This window comes from Streptomyces sp. NPDC047971 (assembly GCF_040653355.1).
Classification (GTDB): domain Bacteria; phylum Actinomycetota; class Actinomycetes; order Streptomycetales; family Streptomycetaceae; genus Streptomyces.
The window spans coordinates 320,395-342,199 of record NZ_JBEZNW010000001.1; the positions used below are offsets into that span (position 1 = coordinate 320,395).

The following is a 21,805-nucleotide window of genomic DNA, read 5'->3' on the forward strand; positions in this document are numbered from 1 at the left end:
CACGGCCCCGGCGACCGGGTACGGAGTGGCGGCCCCCGGCGAACGGGGTACGGCGTGGCGGCCCCGGCGACCGGGGTATGTCGTGGCGGCCTCGGCCGCCGGGTACGGCGTACGGAGCGGCGGCCCCGGCGACCGGGGCGGGACGGCTCCGCGCCGTCAGTCGTGCTCGGCGGTGGCGATCCACTCGTCGTAGAACGGCGGCATGTCGGAGGCTCGGCCCGTGAAGTGCGGGAGGCGCTTCTCGCGGAAGGCCGCGACCCCCTCGGCCCCGTCGCCGATGCTGGAGTAGAACATCGCCAGGGACTCCACCCGGTGCGCGTCCTCGGGGCGTTCCAGGCTCGCGTTGCGGACGGTCATCTGACGGGTCAGCGCGGTCGCCACCCGCGAGCGGCCGAGCGTCCAGCGGTCGGCCTGGGCGCGGGCTTCCTTCACGAGGTGGTCGGGGTCGTGGACCCCGTTCGCCAGACCCGCGTCCTCGGCGGCCCGCGCGTCGAGGATCTCGGCGGAGTAGAGCAGGTCCAGGGCCTTGGGCATGCCGACAAGACGGGGCAGGAACCAGGTCGAGGCGGCCTCCGGCGTGATGCCGAGCCGGCCGAACACGAGACCGAAGCGCGCCGTGGTCGACATCAGCCGGGCGTCCATCGCGAGCGTCATGGTCGCGCCGATCCCCACGGCGGGGCCGTTGATCGCGGCGATCACGGGCTTCCGGCAGGCGTGGATCGCCAGCGTGACCCGGCCTCCGGTGTCCCTGACCCGGCTGATGTCCGGGCTGTGCAGATCGCTCATGTCGGCGAGCGTGGGGGTGCGGGACTCGTCGAGCCCGAAGACGTTGCCGTCCGAGTCGAGGTCCATGCCGGCGCAGAACGCCCTGCCCGCGCCGGTGACGATGACGGCGCGCACGTCGTCGTCCTCGTTCACCTCGGTGAAGGTGCGCTCGAGCTCCCCGGCCATGACCGGCGTGAAGGCGTTCAGGCGGCCCGGCCGGTCCAGGGTGACGGTGAGGACGCCGTCGTCGACGTGGTGGTGGAGGGTGGTCCAGGTCATCGGGGGTTGCTCCTGCTTCGTGACGTGGGCGGGTCGGCCGGGCTCAGCCGCGGAGGTCGGCGAGCCGGGCGATGGTCTTCTCGGCGTCGGCCACGATGCCGCTGACGATCTCCCGGCAGGTGGCCACCGACTCGATGAGCCCCTGCGCCTGGCCGGCCCACCACAGGCCGTCGTCCATGTGCCCCTGTTCGAGCACGCGGGTGCGGCCCCGGACGCCCGAGGCCAGCTCGGCGACGTCCTCGAAGGCCGCCCCGGGCCGCTTCGAGCGGGCGACGATCTCCTCCGAGATCGCGTTGCGCGCGACCCGGCCGGTGTTCCCGAACTCGCGGAAGACCAGCTGGGTGGCCCGTTCGTCGTTGGCCACGATCTGGTCCTTGACGTTCTGGTGCACGGGGGCCTCGGCGCTGGCGACGAAGCGGGTGCCCATGTTCACGGCACAGGCGCCGAGCGCGAGGGCGGCGGCGAGGCCGTCGCCGGTCGCCAGGCCGCCGCTGGCGATGACCGGGATGTCCAGGCGTCGCACCGCGGCCGGGATGAGGACCAGGCCGGGGATGTCCTCCTCGCCGGGGTGTCCGGCGCACTCGAAGCCGTCGATGCTGACCGCGTCGACCCCGAGGCTCTGCGCCTTGAGGGCGTGCCGCACGGCCACCGCCTTGTGGATCACCTTGACGCCCGCCGCCTTGAAGTCGGCCACGTGCTCGGCGGGATTGCTGCCGGCCGTCTCCACGACCCGTACGCCGCTCTCGATGATCGCCGCCCGGTACTCCGCGTAGGGCACCGGCTTGAGGGTCGGCAGGACGGTCAGGTTGACGCCGAAGGGCCGGTCGGTCCGCTCACGGCACCGGGCGATCTCCCGCGCCAGCGCCTCCGGGGTGGGCTGGGTCAGCGCCGTGAGGAACCCGAGCGCGCCCGCCTCGGCCACGGCGGAGATGAGTTCCGCCGTGCCCACTCCGGTCATGCCACCACAGACGATCGGGTGGTCCACGTCGAACAGTTCGGTGAAGGTCGTCGAGATCATGAGCTGGGCCGGCCAGGGCCCTCTCCGTTCTTCTGCGGCCGTACGCGTCACGCGGCGCCCTGGTGTCGCCGTCGACTTGGCGGGTCGGGACGAGATTCGATTTCGAATCGACTTCGAGTTTAGAACCGCGCGACGCGGAGTTGTCAAGGCCCTGACGGCGCACCGGCCGACGACCCCACCCGTCCACCCGCGGCGAGTCGACCTCGTCGAGGACGGGGCCTTGACGGCGAGGGGCCGGGAGTTAAACTCGAAATCGATTCGACATCGAATATCGCGCTCGGTCCTCCCGGCCGTACGCGACACGGAGGTCGCCGCGCGTGCCCGGCGACGGCAAGAGAACGGAGCGGGTCATGACCCACTGTTACGACGTCGTGGTGCTCGAGACCGGAGTCGTCGCATGACGGCGCGGCGGGTCGTCTTCATCGGCGCCGCGGGCGAGATGTGCAAGGTCGCCATCGAACGCTTCGCGCGGGCGGGGGGCGACTTCGAGCTCGTCCTGTGCGACATCCGGCCCGAACTGCTGCAGCCGCTCGTCAAGCGGCTCCCGGCCGGCCGGGTCAAGGTCCGGCGGCTCGACCTCTACGACCGTGACGCCCTGCTCGGCGTCATCGACGGCGCCGCCCTCGTCGTCCTGGGAGCCGGACCGTACATCCGCACCTCCGAGCCCGTGATCACGGCCTGCATCGAGCTGAAGGTGCCGTACCTCGACTTCGACGACGACGTCGAGAGCACCCAGCACGCCCTGAGCCTCGCCGACAAGGCCCAGGAGGCGGGCATTCCGCTCTACATCGGCTGCGGCGCCTCCCCGGGCATGAGCAACGTGCTGGCCGTGGACGCCGCGAGCGAGCTGGACACCGTCGAGGACATCGAGATGTTCTGGACCGTGGGGGACGAGCGACCGGACGTGGGCCGGGCGGTGATCCAGCACCTCATGCACATCGCCGGCGGCGACTGCCTGACGTGGGAGAACGGCGGGCCGGTCACCCACCCGTCGTACGTCGAGACCGGATCGGCCCCGATGGGCGGCGGCCTGGGCGAGACCCTGCTGTACGAGACGGCCCACCCCGAGCCCGTCACCATGCCCCGTCGCTTCCCCGAGGCGCGGCGCATCCGCTGCCTCGGCGGCATGGACCCGGCGCCGGTCAACGGCCTCGTCAAGGGGCTCGGCCAGGCCATCGAGTCGGGCCGGATGACCTCCGACGAGGCGGTCGACTTCATGATGGCGATCGTCAAGAGCCGCTTCGGAACTCCCACGGGCTGGCGCCACGCCCTGAACGGCATGATCTCCCAGGTCCGCCGGGGCGAGAGCGGCGCGGGCGAACTCCTCACGTTCCTCGGGTCATCCGCCCTCCGCCGCCGCTACACCTGGCGGGGCGGGCTGCTGGCCCGCGTCACCGGCACCCGGAACGGGCGCCCGGCCGTCGCCGTCCGCCGTACGCCGGAAAGCGGGCCCGGGTCGTACCTCGTCGCCAGCATGGCGACCGTGACGGGCACCTCCTGCGCCGCGTTCATGGTGCTGGCACTCGACGAGGCCGGCAAGCGCGCCGGATCCTTCGCGCCGGAGGACTGGGCCGAACCGGAGGACTTCTACACCGCCCTGGAGCGCGTGGGCACGCCGCGCTACGAGATCGTCGAGTCGGTGCGCTAGGGACGCTCCCGACTCGACCCCGACCAGGGCGTCACCGTGGCCGCGTACTCGGGAGGTCCCGGAGCGGTGATGCCCTGGTCGCCACCACCCACCCCGCGTGCGCGCCCGCCACGCCCCCGTTCTGGAGCCGCCGAGATGCCCCGCCCCATCACTCCTGTCCCGCGTTCGCGCAACCCCTTCTCCCAGGACGGCCTGGCGAGGGAGGGGGATGCTTCCCCCCGGTACCCGGACGCGCCCGCGACGCTGCTCGACGCGCTCCGCACCCACGTCGAGATCCGCCCCGACGCCGAAGCGGTCGTCGAACTCGGCGGGGACCGCCTCACGTACGCGGAGCTGTGGCGGCGCGCCACGCGCGTGGCCGGCGGGCTGCGGGCCCTCGGCGTCTCCGCCGGGGACCGGGTCGCGATCCGCTGTCAGGCGGGCACGGACTGGGCCCTCGCCTTCTGGGGCACCGTGATGGCCGGGGGTGTCGCCGTGGCGGTCAACACCCGGTCGGCGCCTCCGGAGGTGGAGTTCGTCCTGGCCGACGCGGGCGTGAAGGCCGACCTGGCGGACGGGACCCCGCTGCCGGACGGCGATCCGTACGTCACCGCCGATCTCGACGCGGTGGACGTGGCCGCGCTCTTCTACACCTCGGGCACGACCGGGCGCCCCAAGGGCGTGCCGACGACGCACGAGGCGTTCGTGACCAACGCCGAGAACCTGATCCGCTGTCTCGGCATCCCCCGGGACGCCGGCCCGGAGCTGCGGACCCTGATCTCGGTGCCGCTGTTCCATGTCACCGGCTGCAACGCGCAGTTCGTCGTCGCCGCCTGTCTCGGCGGCACATCGGTGATCATGCCGAGTCTCGATCTGCCGCGGCTCACGGCGGCGTTGACGGAGGAACGGATCTCGTTCCTGGTGACCGTGCCCGCGGTGTACTCCCTGCTGCTGCGGAATCCGGCCTTCGCCGGTGCCGACGTCTCCGGGGTGCGCTGGCTGGCGTACGGCGGCGCTCCGATCGCGCCGTCGCTCGTGCGCTCGCTGAAGGACGCCTTCCCCGCGGCCACCGTGATCAACGGCTACGGCATGACGGAGACGGCGTCGCTGATCACCGTCCTGCCGGACCGGGACGCCGCCGACCACGCCGACTCCGTCGGGTACGCGGTCCCGTCGGTGGACCTCGGCATCGCCCCGATCGGCGAGGACCCGTACACGGGTGAGCTGCTGGTCCGCGGCGTGACGGTGACCACCGGCTACTGGCGCAGGCCGGAGGCCACGGCGGAGGCGATCACCGACGGCTGGCTGCACACCGGGGACATCGTCCGGGTCGACGAGGCCGGACGCGTGCACATCGTCGACCGGATCAAGGACATCATCAACCGCGGTGGCGAGAACATCTCCAGCGTGGAGGTCGAGGCGGTGCTGCTCTCCGCTCCCGGTGTCGCCGACGCCGCCGTCCTCGCCGTGCCCGACGACGTCATGGGCGAGAAGGTCGGAGCCGTCCTCTTCGGCGACCGGGCGGAGATGGATCTCGCCGGGGTGATCGCACACTGCCGGGACCGGCTCGCCGACTTCAAGGTTCCGCAGTACGTCACGGTCGTCACCGAGGCGCTGCCCCGCAACGCCGGAGGCAAGCTCCTCAAGAACCGGCTGCGCGACCAGGTGCGGTGGGGCGACCCGCTGCGTTAGCCGCCGGCCGCGCCGCCCGTGCCGCTGCGTCGACCGCCGGCCGGGTCGCCCGTGGACGGCGGCGCCGTCACCGCGTGCCCTCGGAGACGTACGTCTCCAGGTACGCGGTGACCAGGCGGCGCGCTTCGTCGATGGTGGCCTCGTCCCCGGCGGGCGAGCGCCGGAAGGCGATGTCGAAGAGCCGGGTGCCGATCTCGAAGGCGAGGAGCAGGGGGAGCAGGGGCGTGTCGGCCGAGAGCAGGCGCTGCTCGACGAGGTGGCGCCAGAGCCGCTCGGCCTGGGCCTCGTCGAAGGCGCGCACCATCTCGTCGAGCGTGGCGTGACGACCCGCGAACCACAGCTCCGTGCAGCTGCGGTGGCGGCGGAGGTAGTCGAGGAGCAGGTCGATCATGATGTCGACGGCTTCGCGCAGCGTCCGCGCCCTGGGTTCGGCCAGCGTGGCGCCGATCAGCCGGTCCAGCTCGTTCAGGTGTCGCTGCAGCAGCTCGGCGTCGACCTGGTACCGGTCGGCGAAGTAGTGGTACATCGAGGCGATCGGGATGCCGGCGCGCTCGCCGGTCGCCTTCAGGGTGGCGGCCTCGTAGCCCTGCTCGGCGAGCAGGGTCTCGGCGGCGTCGAGGATCGCCTTCCTGCGCTCCAGCCCACGACGCTGGGCGGCCGGGCGGGCCGGGGTCCGGCTTGTCGCATTTTTATCGAACACGATTCGAGATCGTATCAGTTCGCGACCCGACCTTCCCCCTCGTCACGTATTGACACACCCTGAACACCTCATAAACTCGAAGTCGAATCGAAATCGATTACGGACGCAGGCGAGCCGAACGGAACGGAGAAGCCCATGGCCCAGAGGTCGGACGTCATGGCCGAGAGATTCGCGGGACGGACCGCGATCATCACGGGCGCCAGCCGGGGCATCGGACTCGCGATCGCCCAGCGCCTGGTCGCCGAGGGCGCGAAGGTGGTGATCACCGGACGCAGGCCGGACGCCCTGGCCGCGGCCGTCGCCACGCTCGGCGGCCCCGGCCACGCGCTCGGCGTCGCCGGTCACGCGGCGGACACCGTCCACCAGGACGAGGTGATCGCCCGGGCACTCGACACCTTCGGCGGCGCCGACCTGCTGGTCAACAACACCGGGATCAACCCGGTGTACGGGCCGCTGATGGAACTCGATCCCGAGGTGGCCCGCGACATCGTCGAGGTCAACGTCCTCTCCGCGCTGTCATGGGCCCAGAAGACCTACCGGGCGTGGATGTCGGGACACGGCGGCGCGGTCGTCAACGTGGCCTCGCTGAGCGGCATCCGGCCCGAGCCCGGCATCGGGATGTACGGCGCCAGCAAGGCGATGCTGATGCATCTCACCAAGGAACTGGCCGTCGAGACGAGCCCGCGCGTCCGGGTCAACGCGGTCGCGCCGGCCGTGGTGAAGACGAGGTTCGCCGCCGCTCTCTACGAGGGACGGGAGGACGCGGTGGCGGCGGAGTATCCGCTGGCGCGGCTCGGAGCCCCCGACGACATCGCCGGGGTGGTGGCGTTCCTGCTCTCCGGGGACGCAGCCTGGATGACCGGGCGCACCCTGGTCGTCGACGGCGGTCTCGCGGCCGCGGGCGGTGCCTGATGGGAGCGCGCGAGGCGGACACGACCCCGGGGCTCGACCTCGCCCGGCTTCTTCCCTGGTTCGCCGAGACCGTGCCGACGGCCCGGGTCGGCACGCTGTCGGCCACCCTGATCACCGGCGGCAAGTCGAATCTGACGTACCGTCTCACCGACGGCGAGTCCTCCTGGATCCTGCGCCGGCCGCCCCTGGGCCACGTGCTGGCCACCGCCCACGACATGGGACGCGAGTACGCGGTGATGGCCGCGCTCGCCGACACCCCGGTCCCGGTGCCACGACTGCACGGCCTCTGTCTCGACACCGGCGTCCTCGGCGCCGAGTTCTACGTCATGGAAGCGGTCGACGGCCGGCCGTACCGCACGGCCGCGGACCTGGCTCCCCTCGGCCCCGCGCGGGTGCGGCGGATCTCCGGCGCGCTGGTGGACACCCTCGCCGACCTGCACACGGTCGAGCCGGGTGCCGTCGGGCTCGGCGGCTTCGGCCGCCCCGAGGGATTCCTCGGCCGGCAGGTGGCGCGCTGGCGCAAGCAGATGGCCGCCTCGTACACCCGCGACCTGCCGGCCGCCGTCACGCTCCACGCCGAACTGGAGTCACGCGCACCCGCGATGGACGCGGCCGCCCGCCCCGGCGTCGTCCACGGCGACTTCCGGCTCGACAACGTCCTGGTCGACCGGGACGACCGGCCGCGCGCCGTCATCGACTGGGAGATGGCCACCGTCGGCGACCCGGTCACCGACCTGGCGCTGATGCTGCTCTACACCCGGCTCGCCCGACTGGTCGGTCCGGAGGTCGCCCCCGACGCCGGCGACGCGCCCGGATTCCTGAACGAGGCGGAGATCATCGCCCGTTACGCCGCCCGCGGCGGACGCGACCTCGGCGGCCTCGGCTTCCACCTCGGCCTCGCCGCCTTCAAACTCGCCGCGATCCTCGAAGGCATCCACTTCCGCCATCTGAGCGGGCAGACGGTCGGCCCCGGCTTCGACCGCATCGGCGAGGCGATCCATCCACTGCTCGACGCCGGACTCGCCGCACTCAAGGAACACTGATCATGCACTTCGCCTTCGACCCCCGCACCGAACTGCTGCGCGAGAACCTGCACGACCTGATGTGGAGTCACATCCACCCGGCCGAGACCGTGTTCCACCGGCAGCTGGCAGCCCTCGACGACCGATGGGCCTGGGACTCGGTCCCGGTGCTCGGCGATCTCCGGGCCGAGGCCCGCCGCCGTGGCCTCTGGAACCTCTTCCTCCCCGGCGAGGAGGGCGCCGGCCTCACCAACCTGCAGTACGCGCCCCTCGCCGAGATCACCGGCCGCTCCCCGGAGCTCGCGCCCGCCGCCCTCAACTGCGCGGCGCCGGACACCGGCAACATGGAAGTCCTGTCCATGTTCGGCACCGAGGCCCAGCGCAAGGAGTGGCTGGAGCCGCTCCTCGCCGGGGAGATCCGCTCCGCGTTCGCGATGACGGAACCGGACGTCGCCTCCTCGGACGCCACCAACATCGCCACCTCGATCGTCCGCCACGGCGACGAGTACGTGATCAACGGCCGCAAGTGGTGGATCACCGGAGCGATGAACCCCAACGCCCGGGTCTTCGTCGTCATGGGCCGGACCGACCCCGAGGCCGACCGGCACCGGCGGCAGTCGATGATCCTCGTCCCCCGCGACACCCCCGGCCTCGAGATCAGGCGGGCCATGGAGGTCTTCGGATACGACGACCACGACCACGGCGGCCACGCCGAGATGGTCTTCCACGACGTACGGGTCCCGGCAGCGAACCTCATCGGCGGGGAGGGCGACGGATTCACGATCGCGCAGGCCCGCCTCGGCCCGGGACGCATCCACCACTGCATGCGCTTCATCGGCGTCGCCGAGCGGGCCATCGAGCTGATGTGCGCCCGCGCCGAGGAACGGGTCGCCTTCGGCAAGCCGCTCGCCCGCCAGGGCGTGATCCGCGAGTGGATCGCCGAATCCCGGGTGCGGATCGAGCAGCTGCGCCTCCTCGTCCTCAAGACCGCCTGGCTGATGGACACCGTCGGCAACAAGGGTGCCCACACCGAGATCCAGGCCATCAAGATCGCCACGCCCCGGACGGTCCAGTGGATCCTCGACAAGGCCATCCAGATCCACGGGGCCGGCGGTCTGTCCCAGGACTTCCCGCTCGCCCGCGCCTTCGCCGGCATCCGCTCCCTGCGCTTCGCCGACGGCCCCGACGAGGCGCACAGGAACGCCCTCGCCCGCGCCGAGCTGAGGCGCCGGTCGGCGGCCGGCGGCGGCCGACCGGCGGGCGCCGACCCCTCACAGCCCCTCCCCACCGCGGCCAGGAGCCACCCGTGACCCACACGACCACAAGCCGGACCACTCCCACCGACGTCGACGTGTTGATCATCGGCGCCGGGATCTCGGGCGTCGGCGCCGCCGCCCAGCTCACGACCCGCCGCCCGGGCACGTCCTTCGTGATCCTGGAGGGCCGCGACGCGGTCGGCGGCACCTGGGACCTGTTCCGTTACCCCGGCATCCGCTCCGACTCCGACATGCCCACCTTCGGCTACGGCTTCAGGCCGTGGACCCACCGCAAGTCGATCGCCGACGGACACCTCATCCTCGACTACCTGCGGCAGACGGTCGCCGAGCACGGGCTGGCCCGGCACATCCGGTTCGGGCACCGGGTCGTCGGCGCGGAGTTCTCCTCCGCGACAGGACGGTGGACCGTCACCGCCCACCAGCCCGGCAGCCGGAAGAAGGCGCGCTTCACCGCACGCTTCCTGTTCCTCGGCACGGGCATGTACGACCACGACGCCGGATTCACACCGGAGTTCACCGGCATCGAGGAGTTCGCCGGCACCGTGGTCCATCCCCAGCACTGGCCCGCGGACCTCGACTACGCCGGCAAGCGCGTCATCGTCATCGGCAGCGGCGCCACGGCCGTCACCCTCATCCCTTCGATGGCACGCACGGCCGGCCACGTGACGATGCTGCAGCGTTCACCGAGCTATGTGTTCTCGGTCCCGGCGCACGACTCCGTGGCCGTCGCGCTGCGGAGACTGGTCGGCCACCGGCGGGCGCACCGGATCGTCCGGCGCAAGAACATCATGGTCACGCGGGGCGTCTACAAGGCCAGCCGGCGCATGCCGAAGCTGATGCGCAGGCTGCTCATCGCCGGCGTCCGCCGGCAACTCCCCCGCCACTTCGATGTCGCCACCCACTTCACACCGCGGTACGACCCCTGGGACCAGCGGCTGTGCGTGGTGCCGGACGGCGATCTGTTCAAGGCGATCTCGGCCGGGCGGGCCTCGGTCGTGACCGACCACGTCGACCGGTTCACCAGGACCGGCATCCGGTTGAGGTCGGGCCAGGAGCTGACCGGAGACGTCGTCGTCACCGCGACCGGACTCGCCATGGCGCCCTTCGGCAAGATCCGGCTGACCGTCGACGGCCGCGAGACGAGGCCCTCGGACACCATGGCGTACAAGGCGATGATGCTCTCCGGCGTACCGAACCTCGTCTTCGCCCTCGGCTACACCAACCTCTCCTGGACGCTCAAGGTCGACCTGGTCTGCGAGCACTTCTGCCGGCTCCTCGACCACATGGACGCCCACGGACACGACACCTTCGAAGCCGTCCACGACGACCCGGCCGCCGCGCGGGTGCCGTACATGGACTTGAGCTCGAACTACGTCCTGCGGGGCATCGGGGAGTTCCCCAGGGCGGGAACCAGCGGCCCGTGGACGGTGGAGATGGCGTACGAGCGGGACGTCGAGCGGCTGCGCGAGGGGCCGGTCGAGGACGGCGCGCTCCGGTTCACCTCCCTTGGCCCGGTGGCGTCGGGGTCGCGTCCGGGGGCGGCGGGATGAGGCGCGACATCACCTTCGTCAGCCGGGGCGTCCGCTGCGCCGCCTGGCACGTGCCGGCCACGAACGACTCCCTGGCCGGTCCCGGCGGACGGCCCTGCGTGGTCATGGCGCACGGCTTCGGCGGCACCCGCGACAGCGGCCTGCTGAACTACGCCGAAGGCTTCGCCGAGGCGGGGATCGACACGCTCGTCTTCGACTACCGCGGCTTCGGGGACTCCGGCGGGAGGCACCGCCAGGACGTCTCCGTCCGGCGCCAGCGGCAGGACTACCACGCGGCCCTCGCGGCCGCCCGGCGGCTGCCCGGCGTCGACCCGGCCCGGATCGCGCTGTGGGGCGTGTCGTACGCGGGCGGGCACGCCCTCGTCGTCGCCGCCCAGGACGCGCGGGTCGCGGCGGTGGTCTCCCTGACGCCCGTGACCGACGGCCTCGCCTCGCTCGCCCACGTCGTGCGCCGCGCCGGGGTCGGCCGGCTGCTGCGCCTGGCCGGGCACGGGCTGCGTGACGCCGCCCGCGCCGTCACCGCGCGGCCCCCGCACCACCTCCCCGTCGTCGCCGAACCGGGCGAGCCGGCGATGATGGGGATCCCGCGCGCGCGGGAGATCTGCGCGTCGTTCGCCGGCCCCACCTTCCGCAACGAGGTGCGCGCCCGCGCGGCCCTGAAGGTCGGTCTCAACCGGCCCACCGCCTTCGTCGGCCGTCTGCCCTGCCCGATCCTCGTGCAGATCGGCACGGAGGACCGCATCGCACCACCCGGCGCGGCGCGCCAGACCGCCCGCAAGGCCGGGCGGCGGGCGGAGCTGCACGAGTACCCCGTGGACCATCTGGACGTCTACGCGGGACCGGGACAGCGGCGCGCCCTCGCCGACCAGCTCGACTTCCTCACGCGGGTCCTGGGTCACCACGGATTCCTCATTCAAGGGACGGGATGAACATGTACGACTACGTCATCGTCGGCGCCGGATCCGCGGGCTGCGTGCTCGCGGCGCGGCTCTCGGAGGACCCCGGCGCGCGGGTCGCGCTGATCGAGGCCGGCGGCCCCGACACCGCGCAGGAGATCCACGTCCCGGCGGCGTTCCCGCAGCTCTTCAAGTCCGGCCTGGACTGGGACCTGGACTCCGACCCGGAACCGGGCATCGGCGGACGGCGGACGTATCTGCCCCGGGGCAAGGTGTTCGGCGGCTCCAGCTCGATCAACGCGATGATCTACATCCGGGGCAACCGCGCCGACTACGACGGCTGGGCCGCGGCCGGAGCCACCGGCTGGTCGTACTCGGACGTGCTGCCGTATTTCCGGCGCGCGGAGGACAACGAGCGCGGCGAGGACCTCTACCACGGGGTGGGCGGGCCGCTGACGGTCAGCGACGGCAGGTCCGGGCATCCGCTCGCCTCCGCCTTCGTGCGCGCGGCCGAGCAGGCCGGGCACAAGGCCAACGACGACTTCAACGGCCCCACGCAGGACGGCGTCGGACGCTACCAGGTGACGCAGCGCGGCGGACTGCGGTGCAGCGCCGCCGTCGCCTATCTGCACCCCGCCCTCGACCGCCCGAACCTGACCGTGCTGTCCTCGGCCCGCGCCCACCGCGTGGTGATCGAGGGCGGCCGGGCGACGGGGGTCGAGATCGAACGGGGCGGAGGGGTCGAGCTCGTCCGGGCCGAGCGGGAGGTGATCCTCTCCGCGGGGGCGTACGAGTCCCCGAAGCTGCTGATGCTCTCCGGTGTCGGACCGGCCGCCGCCCTGTCCGCCCTCGGGATCGGCGTCGTCCGCGACCTGCCGGTCGGACAGGGCCTGCAGGACCACTACATGACCCTGCTCAACTTCCGTACGGACGCCGAGTCCCTGCTCGGTGCGGCGACCCCGGAGAACGCGGCGCTGCTGCAGGGCGAGGGCCGCGGCCCGCTGACGTCCAACGTCGGCGAGGCGGGCGGGTTCTTCCGCAGCCGTCCCGAACTGGAAGCCCCGGACGTGCAGTTCCACGCCGCTCCCGTCCTCTTCCACCAGGAGGGACTCGGCGCGCCCACCGGGCACGGCTTCTCCTTCGGCCCGTGCGTTCTCGCCCCGACGAGCCGCGGCGCGGTGACTCTCCGCTCGCCGCGCCCCGACGCGGCGCCGCGGATCGTGCACAACTACCTGACGACGGCCGAGGACCGGGCCGCCCTTGTCGCCGGCATCCGGATCGCCCTGGAGATCGCCGCGCGGCCGGCGGTGGCCGACCTGGTCACGGAGCCCTTCGACGTACCGGAATCGTCCTCCGACGCCGGCCTTCTCGACTGGGCGCGGCGCTCCGGGCAGACCTTGTTCCACCCGACGTCGACGTGTGCGATCGGCACGGTGGTCGACCCCGAGCTGCGGGTGTACGACGTGGCGGGCCTGCGGGTCGTCGACGCCTCCGTCTTCCCGTCGGTGCCGCGGGGCAACACCAACGCCCCCACCGTCATGGCCGCGGAGAAGGCGGCCGACCTCATCAAGGGGGGCGTCCGATGACGACGTCCGCGCCCTCCTCCGATCGCGTGCGGGAGATCGACCGTGCCGTCGAGGAACTGGTCCGCGGCGAGGCGGCCTGGGCCGCCTGCGACCGCGCGAAGCGACGCGAACTGCTGGAGCGGATGCGGGCGGCGACCGCCGCGCGGGCGGAGGCGTGGGTGCGCGCCGCCGCCGCGTACAAGGGGCTCGCGGAGGACGGTCCGCTGGTGGGCGAGGAGTGGATCACCGGCCCGTATCCGGTGCTGACCGGCCTGGGCGCGCTCGCCGCGAGCATCGAGGCCCTGGAGGAGAGCCGCAGCCCCGTCGACGGGTTCTCCTTCGGCCGGGCGCCCGGCGACCGCGTCACGGTCCGCGTCCTGCCGCACAGCGTCTGGGACCTCCTTCTGCTGAACGGCTTCAGCGCCGAGGTGTGGATGCCGCCCGGCGTCACGAGGCGGACGGTGGCCGACCGCGCCGGCCTGGCGCTCCGGCGCCCGGCCGAGACGGCCGGTGTGGGTGTCGTGCTCGGCGCGGGAAACATCACCTCGATCCCGATCCTGGACGTGCTCTACGAGCTGTACGCGAACAACCGCGTGGTGGCCCTGAAGCTCAACCCGGTCACGGACGGGCTGCTCGCCGTCTTCGGCGAGGTCCTCGCGCCGCTGATCGAACTCGGCGCGGTCCGGATCCTCACCGGCGGCGCCGACGTCGGCGCGCACCTCGTGCGGCACCCGAAGGTCGCCCATGTCCACATGACGGGAAGCGCCGCGACCCACGACGCGATCGTCTTCGGCACCGGCGAGGAGGGCGCCGCGCGGAAGAGGGCCGGGACACCGCTGCTCGACAAGCCGGTCACGAGCGAACTGGGCGGAGTCTCCCCGACGATCGTGCTGCCGGGCGGCTGGTCCGAGGCCGACCTGCGCTACCAGGCCGAGCACGTCGCGACGCAGAAGCTGCACAACGGCGGCTACAACTGCGTGGCGAGCCAGGTGGTGCTGGTCAGCTCCGACTGGCCGCAGAAGGACCGCTTCCTGGCCCATCTGCGCGCCGCTCTGGCCGACGCTCCCGCCCGCCCCGCGTACTATCCGGGCAGCGACGACCGGGTCGCCCGGGCGCTCGACGCGTACGAAGGCGCCGAGCGCGTCGGCGCGGGCCGTGTGCTCATCACGGGACTCGACCCGGCGGCGCCAGGACCGGCCCTGACCGTCGAGTCCTTCTCCCCCGTCCTGGCGGTCCTGGAGCTCCCCGGCGACGCCCGCGAGTTCCTCGCCGCGGCGGTCCGCACGGCGAACGAGGACCTCACCGGCACGCTCGGCGCGAACCTGATCGCGCACCCGGGCACGATCGCCGTGCTCGGCCCCGCGCTGGAGGAGGCCATCGCCGAACTCCGCTACGGAACGATCGCGTTGAACGCGTGGACCGGGGTCGGCTATCTCACCGCGACGGCCCCCTGGGGCGCCTTCCCCGGCCACACCGTGGACGACGTGCAGAGCGGCATCGGCGTCGTGCACAACGCGCTGCTGCTGGACGGCCCGGAACGCACCGTCGTGCGGGGCCCGTTCCATCCCGCGCCCCGGGCCCTGCTCCATGGCAGGATGACGCTGTCCCCGAAGCCCCCGTGGTTCGTGACCAACCGCACCGCGGCCACCACGGGTCGTCTCCTCGCCGACTTCGCCGCCGAGCCCCGATGGACCGCGCTGCCGAGGATCTTCGCCTCCGCGCTGCGCGGCTGACGCCCGCCACCGGACGCGGCGTTCCGTCGTCCGCGCACACGAAGGAGTTCGCACGTTGCCCAGCACCGGATTCACGGAGACGGGGTACGGCGGCGGCGTCACCGTGCTGGTCGGCGCGGAGCGCGGCGCCTATCCCCACGCCAACTCGGTGCTCGTCCGCGGCTCCGCAGAGACGCTGGTCGTCGACCCGTCGCTGTCGCTCGTCGGCACCGCGCCGGCCGCCGACGTGGTCCTCGTGAGCCACGCCCACGAGGACCACGTCGCCGGTCTCGGCGAGTACGAGGTCCCCGTCCACGTCCACGTGAGGGACCTGGCCGCGCTGCGATCCCGCGCGGCCATGGTCGAGGGGTTCGGCCTCCCTCCGGACTCCGCCGCGCAGACCGAGCGGATGCTGCGCGAGCGCTTCCACGTCCGGGACCGGACGGAGGCCACGGGTTTCGAGGACGGCACCGTCTTCGACCTCGGTGGCCGCACGGTGACCGTCGTGCACCTGCCCGGCCACACGGCGGGCCACTGCGGCTTCCTGATCGAGCCGGACGGATTCCTGTTCGTGGCGGACATCGACCTGACGTCGTTCGGCCCCTACTACGGGGATGTCGGCAGCAGCCTCACCGACTTCGAGGCGTCGATGCGCCGCTGCCGTGAGATCGACGCCCGCTGGTACGGCACGGCCCACCAGAAGGGGGTGATCGAGGGCGCCGCCGAGTTCGCCGAACGCCTCGACGCCTTCGCCGGCGTGACGGCCCGGCGCGACGCGACCCTTCTGGCGTTCCTCGCCGAGCCGCGGACCGTCGACGAGATCGCCGGTCACCGCCTGGTCTACCGCCCTCATGTCGAAGGCCCCCAGGTGCTGCCCGTGGAGCGCCGGACAGCGGCGCGGCATCTGGACCGGCTGGTCGGCTCGGGCCAGGTCCTGGAGGTCGAACCAGGGCGGTTCCGCGCCACGTAGCGCAGGGGACGGACGTGCGGCGGGCCGCCCTTCTCCCGCTGGAGAGGGCGGCCCGCCGCACGTCCGTGTGTGCCTGGCGGCCCCGGGCTCAGCGTCCCAGGCTCGCGAGAACCGCCTTCGCCGCGTTCTCGCCCGATGTCGCCGCGTCGGCGAGCGACGGCATGTCGAGCTGGTAGTCGCCGGCCAGGTGGATCGGTCCGAGGGGGTCGCGCAGCGTCGGCAACGACTCCCGCCCGCGGGGTGCCCAGAACGGCACCACACGGTGGTGGCGTCGCACGGTCGCCTCCCCCAGCTTCCCGTCGAGCTGGGGGTAGACCGAGATCAGGTCCTGGGAGAACCGCGCGACGATCTCCTCGTCGGAGAGCTCGAACAAGGCGTCGGCCGACGCGCCGCCGGCGAAGCAGGCCAGCGCGCCGCCCGGCTTCCGGGGGCCGCTCTTGCGCAGGGCGGCCGCGTGGTTGAACATCGCCTGGAAGGAGAGCTGCGGCGTGGATACGCCGAGGAGACCGTCCCAGGGCTGAGGTCCCTCCTCTTCGGTGAAGAAGCCGACGATCACGTACCGGCCGTAGTGGATGTCGTCGAAAGCCTCACGGTGCGTCCGCGGAAGCCCGGGAAGGATCCGCGAGGCGATGTCGCCGGGAACCGAGACGATGGCGCGTCGGGCGCGTATCCGCGCCGGGCCGCCCGCGTCGACGTACTCCACGACGACCCCGTCCCCGCTCTTCTCGACGGACCGGACGGTCGACCCGAGCCGAAGGCGTGGGCCGAGGTCCGCGGCCAGGGTGTCGGTCAGGGTCTGGTTGCCGCCGACCGGCAGGGCGAAGTTCGGCACCTTCGCCGGGTCCGTCAGGGCGATTCCGATCGACACCACGAGCTGGGTCGCGGCCGTCTCCTCCGGCTCGCACCCCATCCACTGGGCCGACCAGGAGCGGACCACGGCCCGGGTCGACTCGGAGCGGACACCGCGCAGGAGGTCCGACGCGAGCCGCTTGTCGAGCCTGGCCCGCACCTTCTTCGCGAGGCGGCTCTCCGACTCCAGGAAGGGAGCCGCGGAGAGGACGCGGGCACCGACCAGCGCCAGGCCGACCCGGTCCATGAAGCTCATGCGCGTGCGGAACATGAGGGCGAAGGGGTCGGACGCGTCGACCAGCACGCCGTTGAGGAAGAGCGCCACGCTCGTGTCGGCCAGGGATCCCATCTCGACGCCGTGCCGGTGGAGGGCGTCGATCAACGGCCCGGTCCCCTCGGTGAACTGGGTCCCGACGTTGATCCAGTACGCGCCCTTGCGGACGGTCTCGACGCGTCCGCCCGGCCGGTCCTCCGCCTCCAGGACCACGACATCGGCCTTGTCCGCGAGGGTCGTGGCCGCCATCAGACCCGACATCCCCGCGCCGACCACCACGACGTCGCAGGTCTTCTCGTCCCCATCGTGCGCTGCGGCCATCACTCGCGACTCCTTCTGCCTGTCTGTCATCGCGGGCGACGTGCGAACGGTGCCTCTCGCCACGGCGTCGCCTCTACTCTCGAATTCGAATCGACTTCGAGAATACCGTAGCCGTTGCGCCCCACGACAGCCCCCGGCCACCGGCCACTCCTGGGCGCACGAGCAATCGCAGTCACTTACACGATGTCATTGACTCCGTGTAAGTACGGACCTAGCCTCGCCCCATGACGACGCAGAAACGGATTGTCTTCATCGGCGCGGCCGGTGACATGTGTCGGGTCGCGATCGAGCGTTTCGCCGAAGCCGCCGGAGAAGCGGAATGGCAGCTGGAGCTGTACGACATCCGGCCCGACGCCCTTGACGCACTGGTCGCGAGCCTGCCCCCCGGGTCGGCGAGCTCCGGGTCCTTCGACCTGTTCGACGGGGTCGCCCTTCGTACGGCCATCGAGGGTGCCGCCCTCGTCGTACTGGGTGCCGGGCCGTACATCCGCACGGCGGAACCGGTCATGGAGGCGTGTATCGAGAAGGGGATTCCCTACCTCGATCTCGACGACGACGAAGCCAGCACGCGGGCGGCCTTGGAGATGGACGGGGCGGCGAAGGCAGCCGGCGTTCCGATCTTCGTCGGTTGCGGCGCGTCCCCCGGCCTCACCAATGTGATGGCCGCCGACGCGGCCCGCGACATGGACACCGTCGACCGGATCGACGTGGGCTGGGCGACCGGCGACGAGGGTCCGGTCGAGTTCGGGCGCGCCGTGCTCGATCACGCGATCCGGGGCTTCGCCGGACCGTGCCGGACCTGGGAGAACGGACGGGAGGTCACGCACCAGACGTTCGTGGAATCAGATGTGTTCGACCTGGGCGGTTCGTTCGGCTCCGCGTACCGGCTGTACGAGTGCGCCCATCCGGAAGCGGTGACCATGCCGCGGCGATGGCCCGGCGCGGACCGCATCCGTGTCCTGGGAGCGCTCGACCCGCCGCCGGTCAGCGGGGTCATGCGCGGTGTCGCCGTCGCGGTGGAGGAAGGCAGGATCTCGATGGATGAGGCCATCGACTTCGTCAACGCCGTCATCACCGACAGGTCGGGCTCGCCGAAGGTGTGGCGGCACGCCCTCGCGGGGCTGTGGGGCTCGATCCGCCGGGGTGAGATCGCCGTGGGTGACGTACTGAGGTACTTCGCGGCCGCGGCACGCAAGAAGCACCCCGACTTCCGCGGGATCAACTACGTGAAGGTGACCGGCAGGCGCGACGGAAGGCAGGTCACCTCGGTTCGCCGCGTCCCGGTCAGCGGGCCGGGCACGCCGTGGACGAGCATGGCGGCGGGGACCGGATCGGCGACCGCGGCGTTCATGGTGCTCGCGCTCGACGAGCTGGGCGACCTGGCGGGCGTCCTCGCGCCGGAGGACTGGGCGAAGCCGGAGGAGTTCTACGCGGCACTGGCGCGGACCGGCCGCGCCTCGTCGCTCGACCAGGTCGTCGAGGCGGTGCGGTCATGAGCCGTCGGCCCAAGCACGACCCGAAGGAGTCGGAGCGCGAGATCCTCGCCGCGGCGGAGGCGTTCCTCCGCGAGCGGCCGTTCCGCAAGATGACGGTGGACGCGGTCATGAGCCGGACCGGGCTCAAACGACCGGCCTTCTATGTCCACTTCCGCGACCGTCACGACCTGGCACTGCGCGTCGTCGAGAAGATCGGCCTCGAGCTCAGCGGGATGATCGACCGCTGGCTGGTGGGTGTCGACCTGACCAACGACGCCAAGTCGGCGTTCCGGGGCCTGGCCGAGGTCTACGCGAAGCACGGCCCCGTGCTCCGGGCGCTCTCGGAAGCGGCCGGCAGCGACGACACGGTCGAGGCCGCCTACAACGCCCTGGTCCAGCGATTCATCGACGCGACCGTCACGCGCATCGCCGCCGACCAGGCCGCCGGGCTGATCAAGGCGGATCTCGATGTCGAGGAGACGGCCCGCGCCCTCGTCTGGATGGACGAGCGCTATCTGACCCAGGCGTTCTCGAAGGAGCCGCATCCGGAGGTGCAGCGCGTCGTCGACGTGCTCTACAACATCTGGTTCTCGGCGCTGTACGGGGGGAGTTGAGACCATGAAGAGCGCGCTCTTCATAGCAGCCGATCTATGGATGATCTTCGCGGGCTTCTTCTGCGGCTGGAGGTTCCTCCGGCGGTACCGCAACCACCTGCTCGGCCTGGAATGGATGATCGTCGGCACCTCGGGCGTCAACTTCCTGGTCTGGGCGCTCCGCGGTGGGGACGAGGCCGACCCGCAGGCCCGCCTCGTGTTCTTCTTCGACACGTTCTCCCGAGGGGTGGGGATCACCCTCATCCTGGTCATGGGCCTGCTGCGGGTGACCCATCGGTACAAGCCGTCTCCGGTCGCCGACATCGCGGCGTTCGCCCTGGCCACCGTGGCCGGCCTCTATTTCAGCGGGTTCGGGGGCCACGCGTTCCACCTGGGCCCGGCGATCTTCTTCGTCACGGTCAACGCCCTCACCACCCCGTTCCTGATCTACTTCGCGTGGCGGGTGTGGAACGCGGGCGCCAGAGGTCCGGCCGTCTGGGCGGGGCTCGCGACCGTGGCGGGAGCCGTCATCGCGGTCACCTACGACTTCTTCCCGCTTCCCGGCGACGACGCGCACCGCACGATCTTCGCCACCGCCGCGCTGGCGACCTGGGGCACCCAGATGTTCGTGTATTTCTTCGCGTACCGGGCCCTGGACCGGCACGACCGAACGACGGGCACCGTGCCCGTCCCGACCTCGCTGAGCACTGCGGGAGAGGAGTCCAGGTGAGGACCGACCGAGTGGAGCGCTCCACCTTCAGCGGATGGGTCGATCCGCCGGCCGACATCCTCCCGCCACTGAAGGAGGACCTCACCTGCGACGTCGCTGTCGTCGGTGGCGGTCTCGGCGGTATGGCGACCGCCCTGCGGCTGGCCGAACGCGGCCGGGACGTGGTGCTCCTCGAAGCGGAGTTCTGCGGGTACGGTTCCAGCTCCCGCAACGCCGGGCAGTTGGCCAGTGCTCCCGGCGGCGACCTCCAGCTCCTGAACCTGCTGTACCGCGGGAGGATGCCCGGGATGGTGCGGCTCTCCGAGAACGCCGCCCGCTACGTCGAAGACCTCATCGACACCCATGACATCGACTGCGACTACGAGCCCGTGGGCAACTGCTTCGCCGCCGTCTCACGTGGGCAGATGGGCCGCGTACGCCGGGTGGCCAAGATCCTGCGACGGGTCGGCGGGCACGTCGAGGTGGGCACCAGCGCGGAGCTCGGCATCCCCCACGGATTCGTCGGCGGGATGCGTGAGGTCGTCGGGGGAATGATGAACCCCGGCACCTTCAGCCGCGGCGTCCGGACGGCGCTCCTGGCGTCCTCGGCCCGGGTCTTCGAACGGACGAAGGTCACCGACGTCACCCGGGAAGACGGCCGGACCGTGATCTCCACCCCGCACGGCACTGTGCGGGCGAACAAGGTCGTGCTGGCGACGAACGCGTTCGCGGGCGAATGGGAGATCACTCCCCGAAACCTCTCCGTCCCCATCTGGATCATCGAGGCGGAGACGGAGCCGATCGACGCCGAGCGGCTGGCGGCGCTCGGCTGGAGCAGCCGTTCCGGGCTCGTGACTCAGCACAACATCATGGAGAACTACCGCCTGACCTCGCGCAACACCATCGTCTTCGGTGTCCGCAGGCTCGAGCGGGGGACGACGTTCCCGCTGCCCGCGAGGGAACCGGACCAGAGCCTCGTGGACGAACTCGCGAAGGGCTTCGCGAGGAGGTTCCCCTCTCTGGCGGACGTCTCCGTCGAGCGCGCCTGGGGCGGGTGGATCGCCATCACGTCGACCTTCCTGCCGCTCGCCGGCCGGCTGGGCGACGACACCTTCTACTCGATCGCCTGCAACGGTCACGGGCTGGCCCAGGCACCGTACGTGGGCTCGCTCATCGCCGACCTGATCGTCGACGGGCACCGGCACGAGGACCTGGAACACATCTGGACGCGAAGGTCGAAGTTCCCCCGCGCCATGATGCTGGGACGACTGGGCGTACGCATGATCTGGGCAGTCGATCGATGGAACGACCTGGTCAACGGAAGCCGCCGCAACGCCCGACGGGCGAACACGGTGTGAGGCGACGGGCGTTCGGAGACCGGCTCCAGGCCCTCGGCACGGCGGTGGGGGCGAGCCGGCTCCTGTGCGGTGACCGAGTCGAGGTGCGGATCGGCCCGGCCAAATGCGCCGGGTCCCCCGATCGCCCCCGGGAATGATCGAGGGGCCGCTTCAGATCCCTCTGAAGCGGCCCCTGACCTGCGACTCTTACGAGTCGGGACGACAGGATTTGAACCTGCGACCCCTTGACCCCCAGGAGTGA

Annotated in this window: 17 protein-coding genes and 1 pseudogene; 14 read left to right on the top strand and 4 right to left on the bottom strand. The window is 71.8% G+C overall.

The features are described from left to right. Nucleotides 1-156: 156 nt before the first annotated feature. Nucleotides 157-1,044 carry a crotonase/enoyl-CoA hydratase family protein gene (locus AB0D99_RS01375; protein WP_362355549.1) on the bottom strand — a complete coding sequence of 296 codons (888 nt, stop codon included), beginning with the start codon at nucleotides 1,042-1,044 and terminating at the stop codon, nucleotides 157-159. 43 nt (nucleotides 1,045-1,087) lie between these two features. Next, nucleotides 1,088-2,062 carry a nitronate monooxygenase gene (locus AB0D99_RS01380; RefSeq protein ID WP_362355551.1) on the bottom strand — a complete coding sequence of 325 codons (975 nt, stop codon included), beginning with the start codon at nucleotides 2,060-2,062 and terminating at the stop codon, nucleotides 1,088-1,090. A 397-nt stretch (nucleotides 2,063-2,459) separates the two neighbouring features. Between AB0D99_RS01380 and AB0D99_RS01385 the strand changes: the two genes are divergently transcribed. Together AB0D99_RS01385 and AB0D99_RS01390 are read left to right on the top strand one after the other, a co-directional pair. Next, the gene (locus AB0D99_RS01385; RefSeq protein WP_362355553.1) at nucleotides 2,460-3,710 is read left to right on the top strand and encodes a saccharopine dehydrogenase NADP-binding domain-containing protein; all 1,251 of its coding nucleotides are present in this window, start codon (nucleotides 2,460-2,462) and stop codon (nucleotides 3,708-3,710) included. 135 nt (nucleotides 3,711-3,845) lie between these two features. Next, the gene (locus AB0D99_RS01390) at nucleotides 3,846-5,381 is read left to right on the top strand and encodes an AMP-binding protein (RefSeq protein ID WP_362355555.1); all 1,536 of its coding nucleotides are present in this window, start codon (nucleotides 3,846-3,848) and stop codon (nucleotides 5,379-5,381) included. Between the two features lie 67 nt (nucleotides 5,382-5,448). Here AB0D99_RS01390 and AB0D99_RS01395 read toward each other — a convergent pair whose 3' ends face one another. Continuing rightward, nucleotides 5,449-6,081, bottom strand: coding sequence for a TetR/AcrR family transcriptional regulator (locus tag AB0D99_RS01395; protein WP_362355558.1), 633 nt, complete (start codon nucleotides 6,079-6,081; stop codon nucleotides 5,449-5,451). A 135-nt stretch (nucleotides 6,082-6,216) separates the two neighbouring features. Here AB0D99_RS01395 and AB0D99_RS01400 point away from each other — a divergent pair, with 135 nt between their 5' ends. The 8 genes and pseudogenes from AB0D99_RS01400 to AB0D99_RS01435 all read left to right on the top strand — a co-directional run bounded on the left by AB0D99_RS01400 (nucleotide 6,217) and on the right by AB0D99_RS01435 (nucleotide 15,985). Next, the gene (locus AB0D99_RS01400; RefSeq protein WP_362355560.1) at nucleotides 6,217-6,993 is read left to right on the top strand and encodes an SDR family oxidoreductase; all 777 of its coding nucleotides are present in this window, start codon (nucleotides 6,217-6,219) and stop codon (nucleotides 6,991-6,993) included. Continuing rightward, on the top strand, nucleotides 6,993-8,036 hold the full coding sequence (locus tag AB0D99_RS01405; protein WP_362355563.1) for a phosphotransferase family protein: 1,044 nt from the start codon (nucleotides 6,993-6,995) through the stop codon (nucleotides 8,034-8,036). The genes AB0D99_RS01400 and AB0D99_RS01405 overlap by 1 nt, the downstream gene beginning before the upstream one ends. A 2-nt stretch (nucleotides 8,037-8,038) precedes the next feature. After that, nucleotides 8,039-9,244, top strand: a pseudogene (locus tag AB0D99_RS01410) (acyl-CoA dehydrogenase family protein); the annotation flags it as partial. Nucleotides 9,245-9,321: 77 nt separating this feature from the next. Next, nucleotides 9,322-10,842 carry an NAD(P)/FAD-dependent oxidoreductase gene (locus AB0D99_RS01415; protein WP_362355565.1) on the top strand — a complete coding sequence of 507 codons (1,521 nt, stop codon included), beginning with the start codon at nucleotides 9,322-9,324 and terminating at the stop codon, nucleotides 10,840-10,842. After that, complete coding sequence (locus tag AB0D99_RS01420) at nucleotides 10,839-11,771, top strand: alpha/beta fold hydrolase (protein ID WP_362355567.1); 933 nt, start codon at nucleotides 10,839-10,841, stop codon at nucleotides 11,769-11,771. Before AB0D99_RS01415 ends, AB0D99_RS01420 begins: the two co-directional genes overlap by 4 nt. Further along, the gene (locus AB0D99_RS01425; protein ID WP_362355569.1) at nucleotides 11,768-13,324 is read left to right on the top strand and encodes a GMC family oxidoreductase N-terminal domain-containing protein; all 1,557 of its coding nucleotides are present in this window, start codon (nucleotides 11,768-11,770) and stop codon (nucleotides 13,322-13,324) included. Before AB0D99_RS01420 ends, AB0D99_RS01425 begins: the two co-directional genes overlap by 4 nt. Further along, nucleotides 13,321-15,036, top strand: coding sequence for an aldehyde dehydrogenase family protein (locus AB0D99_RS01430; RefSeq protein ID WP_362355571.1), 1,716 nt, complete (start codon nucleotides 13,321-13,323; stop codon nucleotides 15,034-15,036). Before AB0D99_RS01425 ends, AB0D99_RS01430 begins: the two co-directional genes overlap by 4 nt. 55 nt (nucleotides 15,037-15,091) lie before the next feature. Then, a complete protein-coding gene (locus AB0D99_RS01435; protein ID WP_362355574.1) occupies nucleotides 15,092-15,985 on the top strand; it encodes an MBL fold metallo-hydrolase in 894 nt (297 codons plus the stop codon). 88 nt (nucleotides 15,986-16,073) lie between these two features. Here AB0D99_RS01435 and AB0D99_RS01440 read toward each other — a convergent pair whose 3' ends face one another. Continuing rightward, nucleotides 16,074-17,429: an NAD(P)/FAD-dependent oxidoreductase gene (locus tag AB0D99_RS01440; protein WP_362355576.1), complete on the bottom strand. Its 1,356-nt coding sequence runs from the start codon at nucleotides 17,427-17,429 to the stop codon at nucleotides 16,074-16,076. A 224-nt stretch (nucleotides 17,430-17,653) separates the two neighbouring features. Between AB0D99_RS01440 and AB0D99_RS01445 the strand changes: the two genes are divergently transcribed. Genes AB0D99_RS01445 through AB0D99_RS01460 form a run of 4 tightly spaced genes read left to right on the top strand, consistent with a single transcriptional unit; the run spans nucleotide 17,654 to nucleotide 21,564 of the window. Beyond that, the gene (locus tag AB0D99_RS01445; RefSeq protein WP_362355579.1) at nucleotides 17,654-18,925 is read left to right on the top strand and encodes a saccharopine dehydrogenase NADP-binding domain-containing protein; all 1,272 of its coding nucleotides are present in this window, start codon (nucleotides 17,654-17,656) and stop codon (nucleotides 18,923-18,925) included. Continuing rightward, nucleotides 18,922-19,518 carry a TetR/AcrR family transcriptional regulator gene (locus AB0D99_RS01450; protein ID WP_362355581.1) on the top strand — a complete coding sequence of 199 codons (597 nt, stop codon included), beginning with the start codon at nucleotides 18,922-18,924 and terminating at the stop codon, nucleotides 19,516-19,518. The genes AB0D99_RS01445 and AB0D99_RS01450 overlap by 4 nt, the downstream gene beginning before the upstream one ends. A gap of 4 nt (nucleotides 19,519-19,522) precedes the next feature. Continuing rightward, a complete protein-coding gene (locus tag AB0D99_RS01455; RefSeq protein ID WP_362355583.1) occupies nucleotides 19,523-20,227 on the top strand; it encodes a transporter in 705 nt (234 codons plus the stop codon). Continuing rightward, on the top strand, nucleotides 20,224-21,564 hold the full coding sequence (locus AB0D99_RS01460) for an FAD-binding oxidoreductase (protein WP_362355585.1): 1,341 nt from the start codon (nucleotides 20,224-20,226) through the stop codon (nucleotides 21,562-21,564). Before AB0D99_RS01455 ends, AB0D99_RS01460 begins: the two co-directional genes overlap by 4 nt. Nucleotides 21,565-21,805 lie beyond the last annotated feature (241 nt).

Excerpts from the sequence above, each read along its gene's own strand:
- AB0D99_RS01375 (WP_362355549.1), bottom strand. The coding sequence starts at position 1,044 with ATGACCTGGACCACCCTCCACCACCACGTCGACGACGGCGTCCTCACC.
- AB0D99_RS01380 (WP_362355551.1), bottom strand. The coding sequence starts at position 2,062 with ATGATCTCGACGACCTTCACCGAACTGTTCGACGTGGACCACCCGATC.
- AB0D99_RS01385 (WP_362355553.1), top strand. The coding sequence starts at position 2,460 with ATGACGGCGCGGCGGGTCGTCTTCATCGGCGCCGCGGGCGAGATGTGC.
- AB0D99_RS01390 (WP_362355555.1), top strand. The coding sequence starts at position 3,846 with ATGCCCCGCCCCATCACTCCTGTCCCGCGTTCGCGCAACCCCTTCTCC.
- AB0D99_RS01400 (WP_362355560.1), top strand. The coding sequence starts at position 6,217 with ATGGCCCAGAGGTCGGACGTCATGGCCGAGAGATTCGCGGGACGGACC.
- AB0D99_RS01405 (WP_362355563.1), top strand. The coding sequence starts at position 6,993 with ATGGGAGCGCGCGAGGCGGACACGACCCCGGGGCTCGACCTCGCCCGG.
- AB0D99_RS01420 (WP_362355567.1), top strand. The coding sequence starts at position 10,839 with ATGAGGCGCGACATCACCTTCGTCAGCCGGGGCGTCCGCTGCGCCGCC.
- AB0D99_RS01425 (WP_362355569.1), top strand. The coding sequence starts at position 11,768 with ATGAACATGTACGACTACGTCATCGTCGGCGCCGGATCCGCGGGCTGC.
- AB0D99_RS01430 (WP_362355571.1), top strand. The coding sequence starts at position 13,321 with ATGACGACGTCCGCGCCCTCCTCCGATCGCGTGCGGGAGATCGACCGT.
- AB0D99_RS01440 (WP_362355576.1), bottom strand. The coding sequence starts at position 17,429 with ATGGCCGCAGCGCACGATGGGGACGAGAAGACCTGCGACGTCGTGGTG.
- AB0D99_RS01445 (WP_362355579.1), top strand. The coding sequence starts at position 17,654 with ATGACGACGCAGAAACGGATTGTCTTCATCGGCGCGGCCGGTGACATG.
- AB0D99_RS01450 (WP_362355581.1), top strand. The coding sequence starts at position 18,922 with ATGAGCCGTCGGCCCAAGCACGACCCGAAGGAGTCGGAGCGCGAGATC.
- AB0D99_RS01455 (WP_362355583.1), top strand. The coding sequence starts at position 19,523 with ATGAAGAGCGCGCTCTTCATAGCAGCCGATCTATGGATGATCTTCGCG.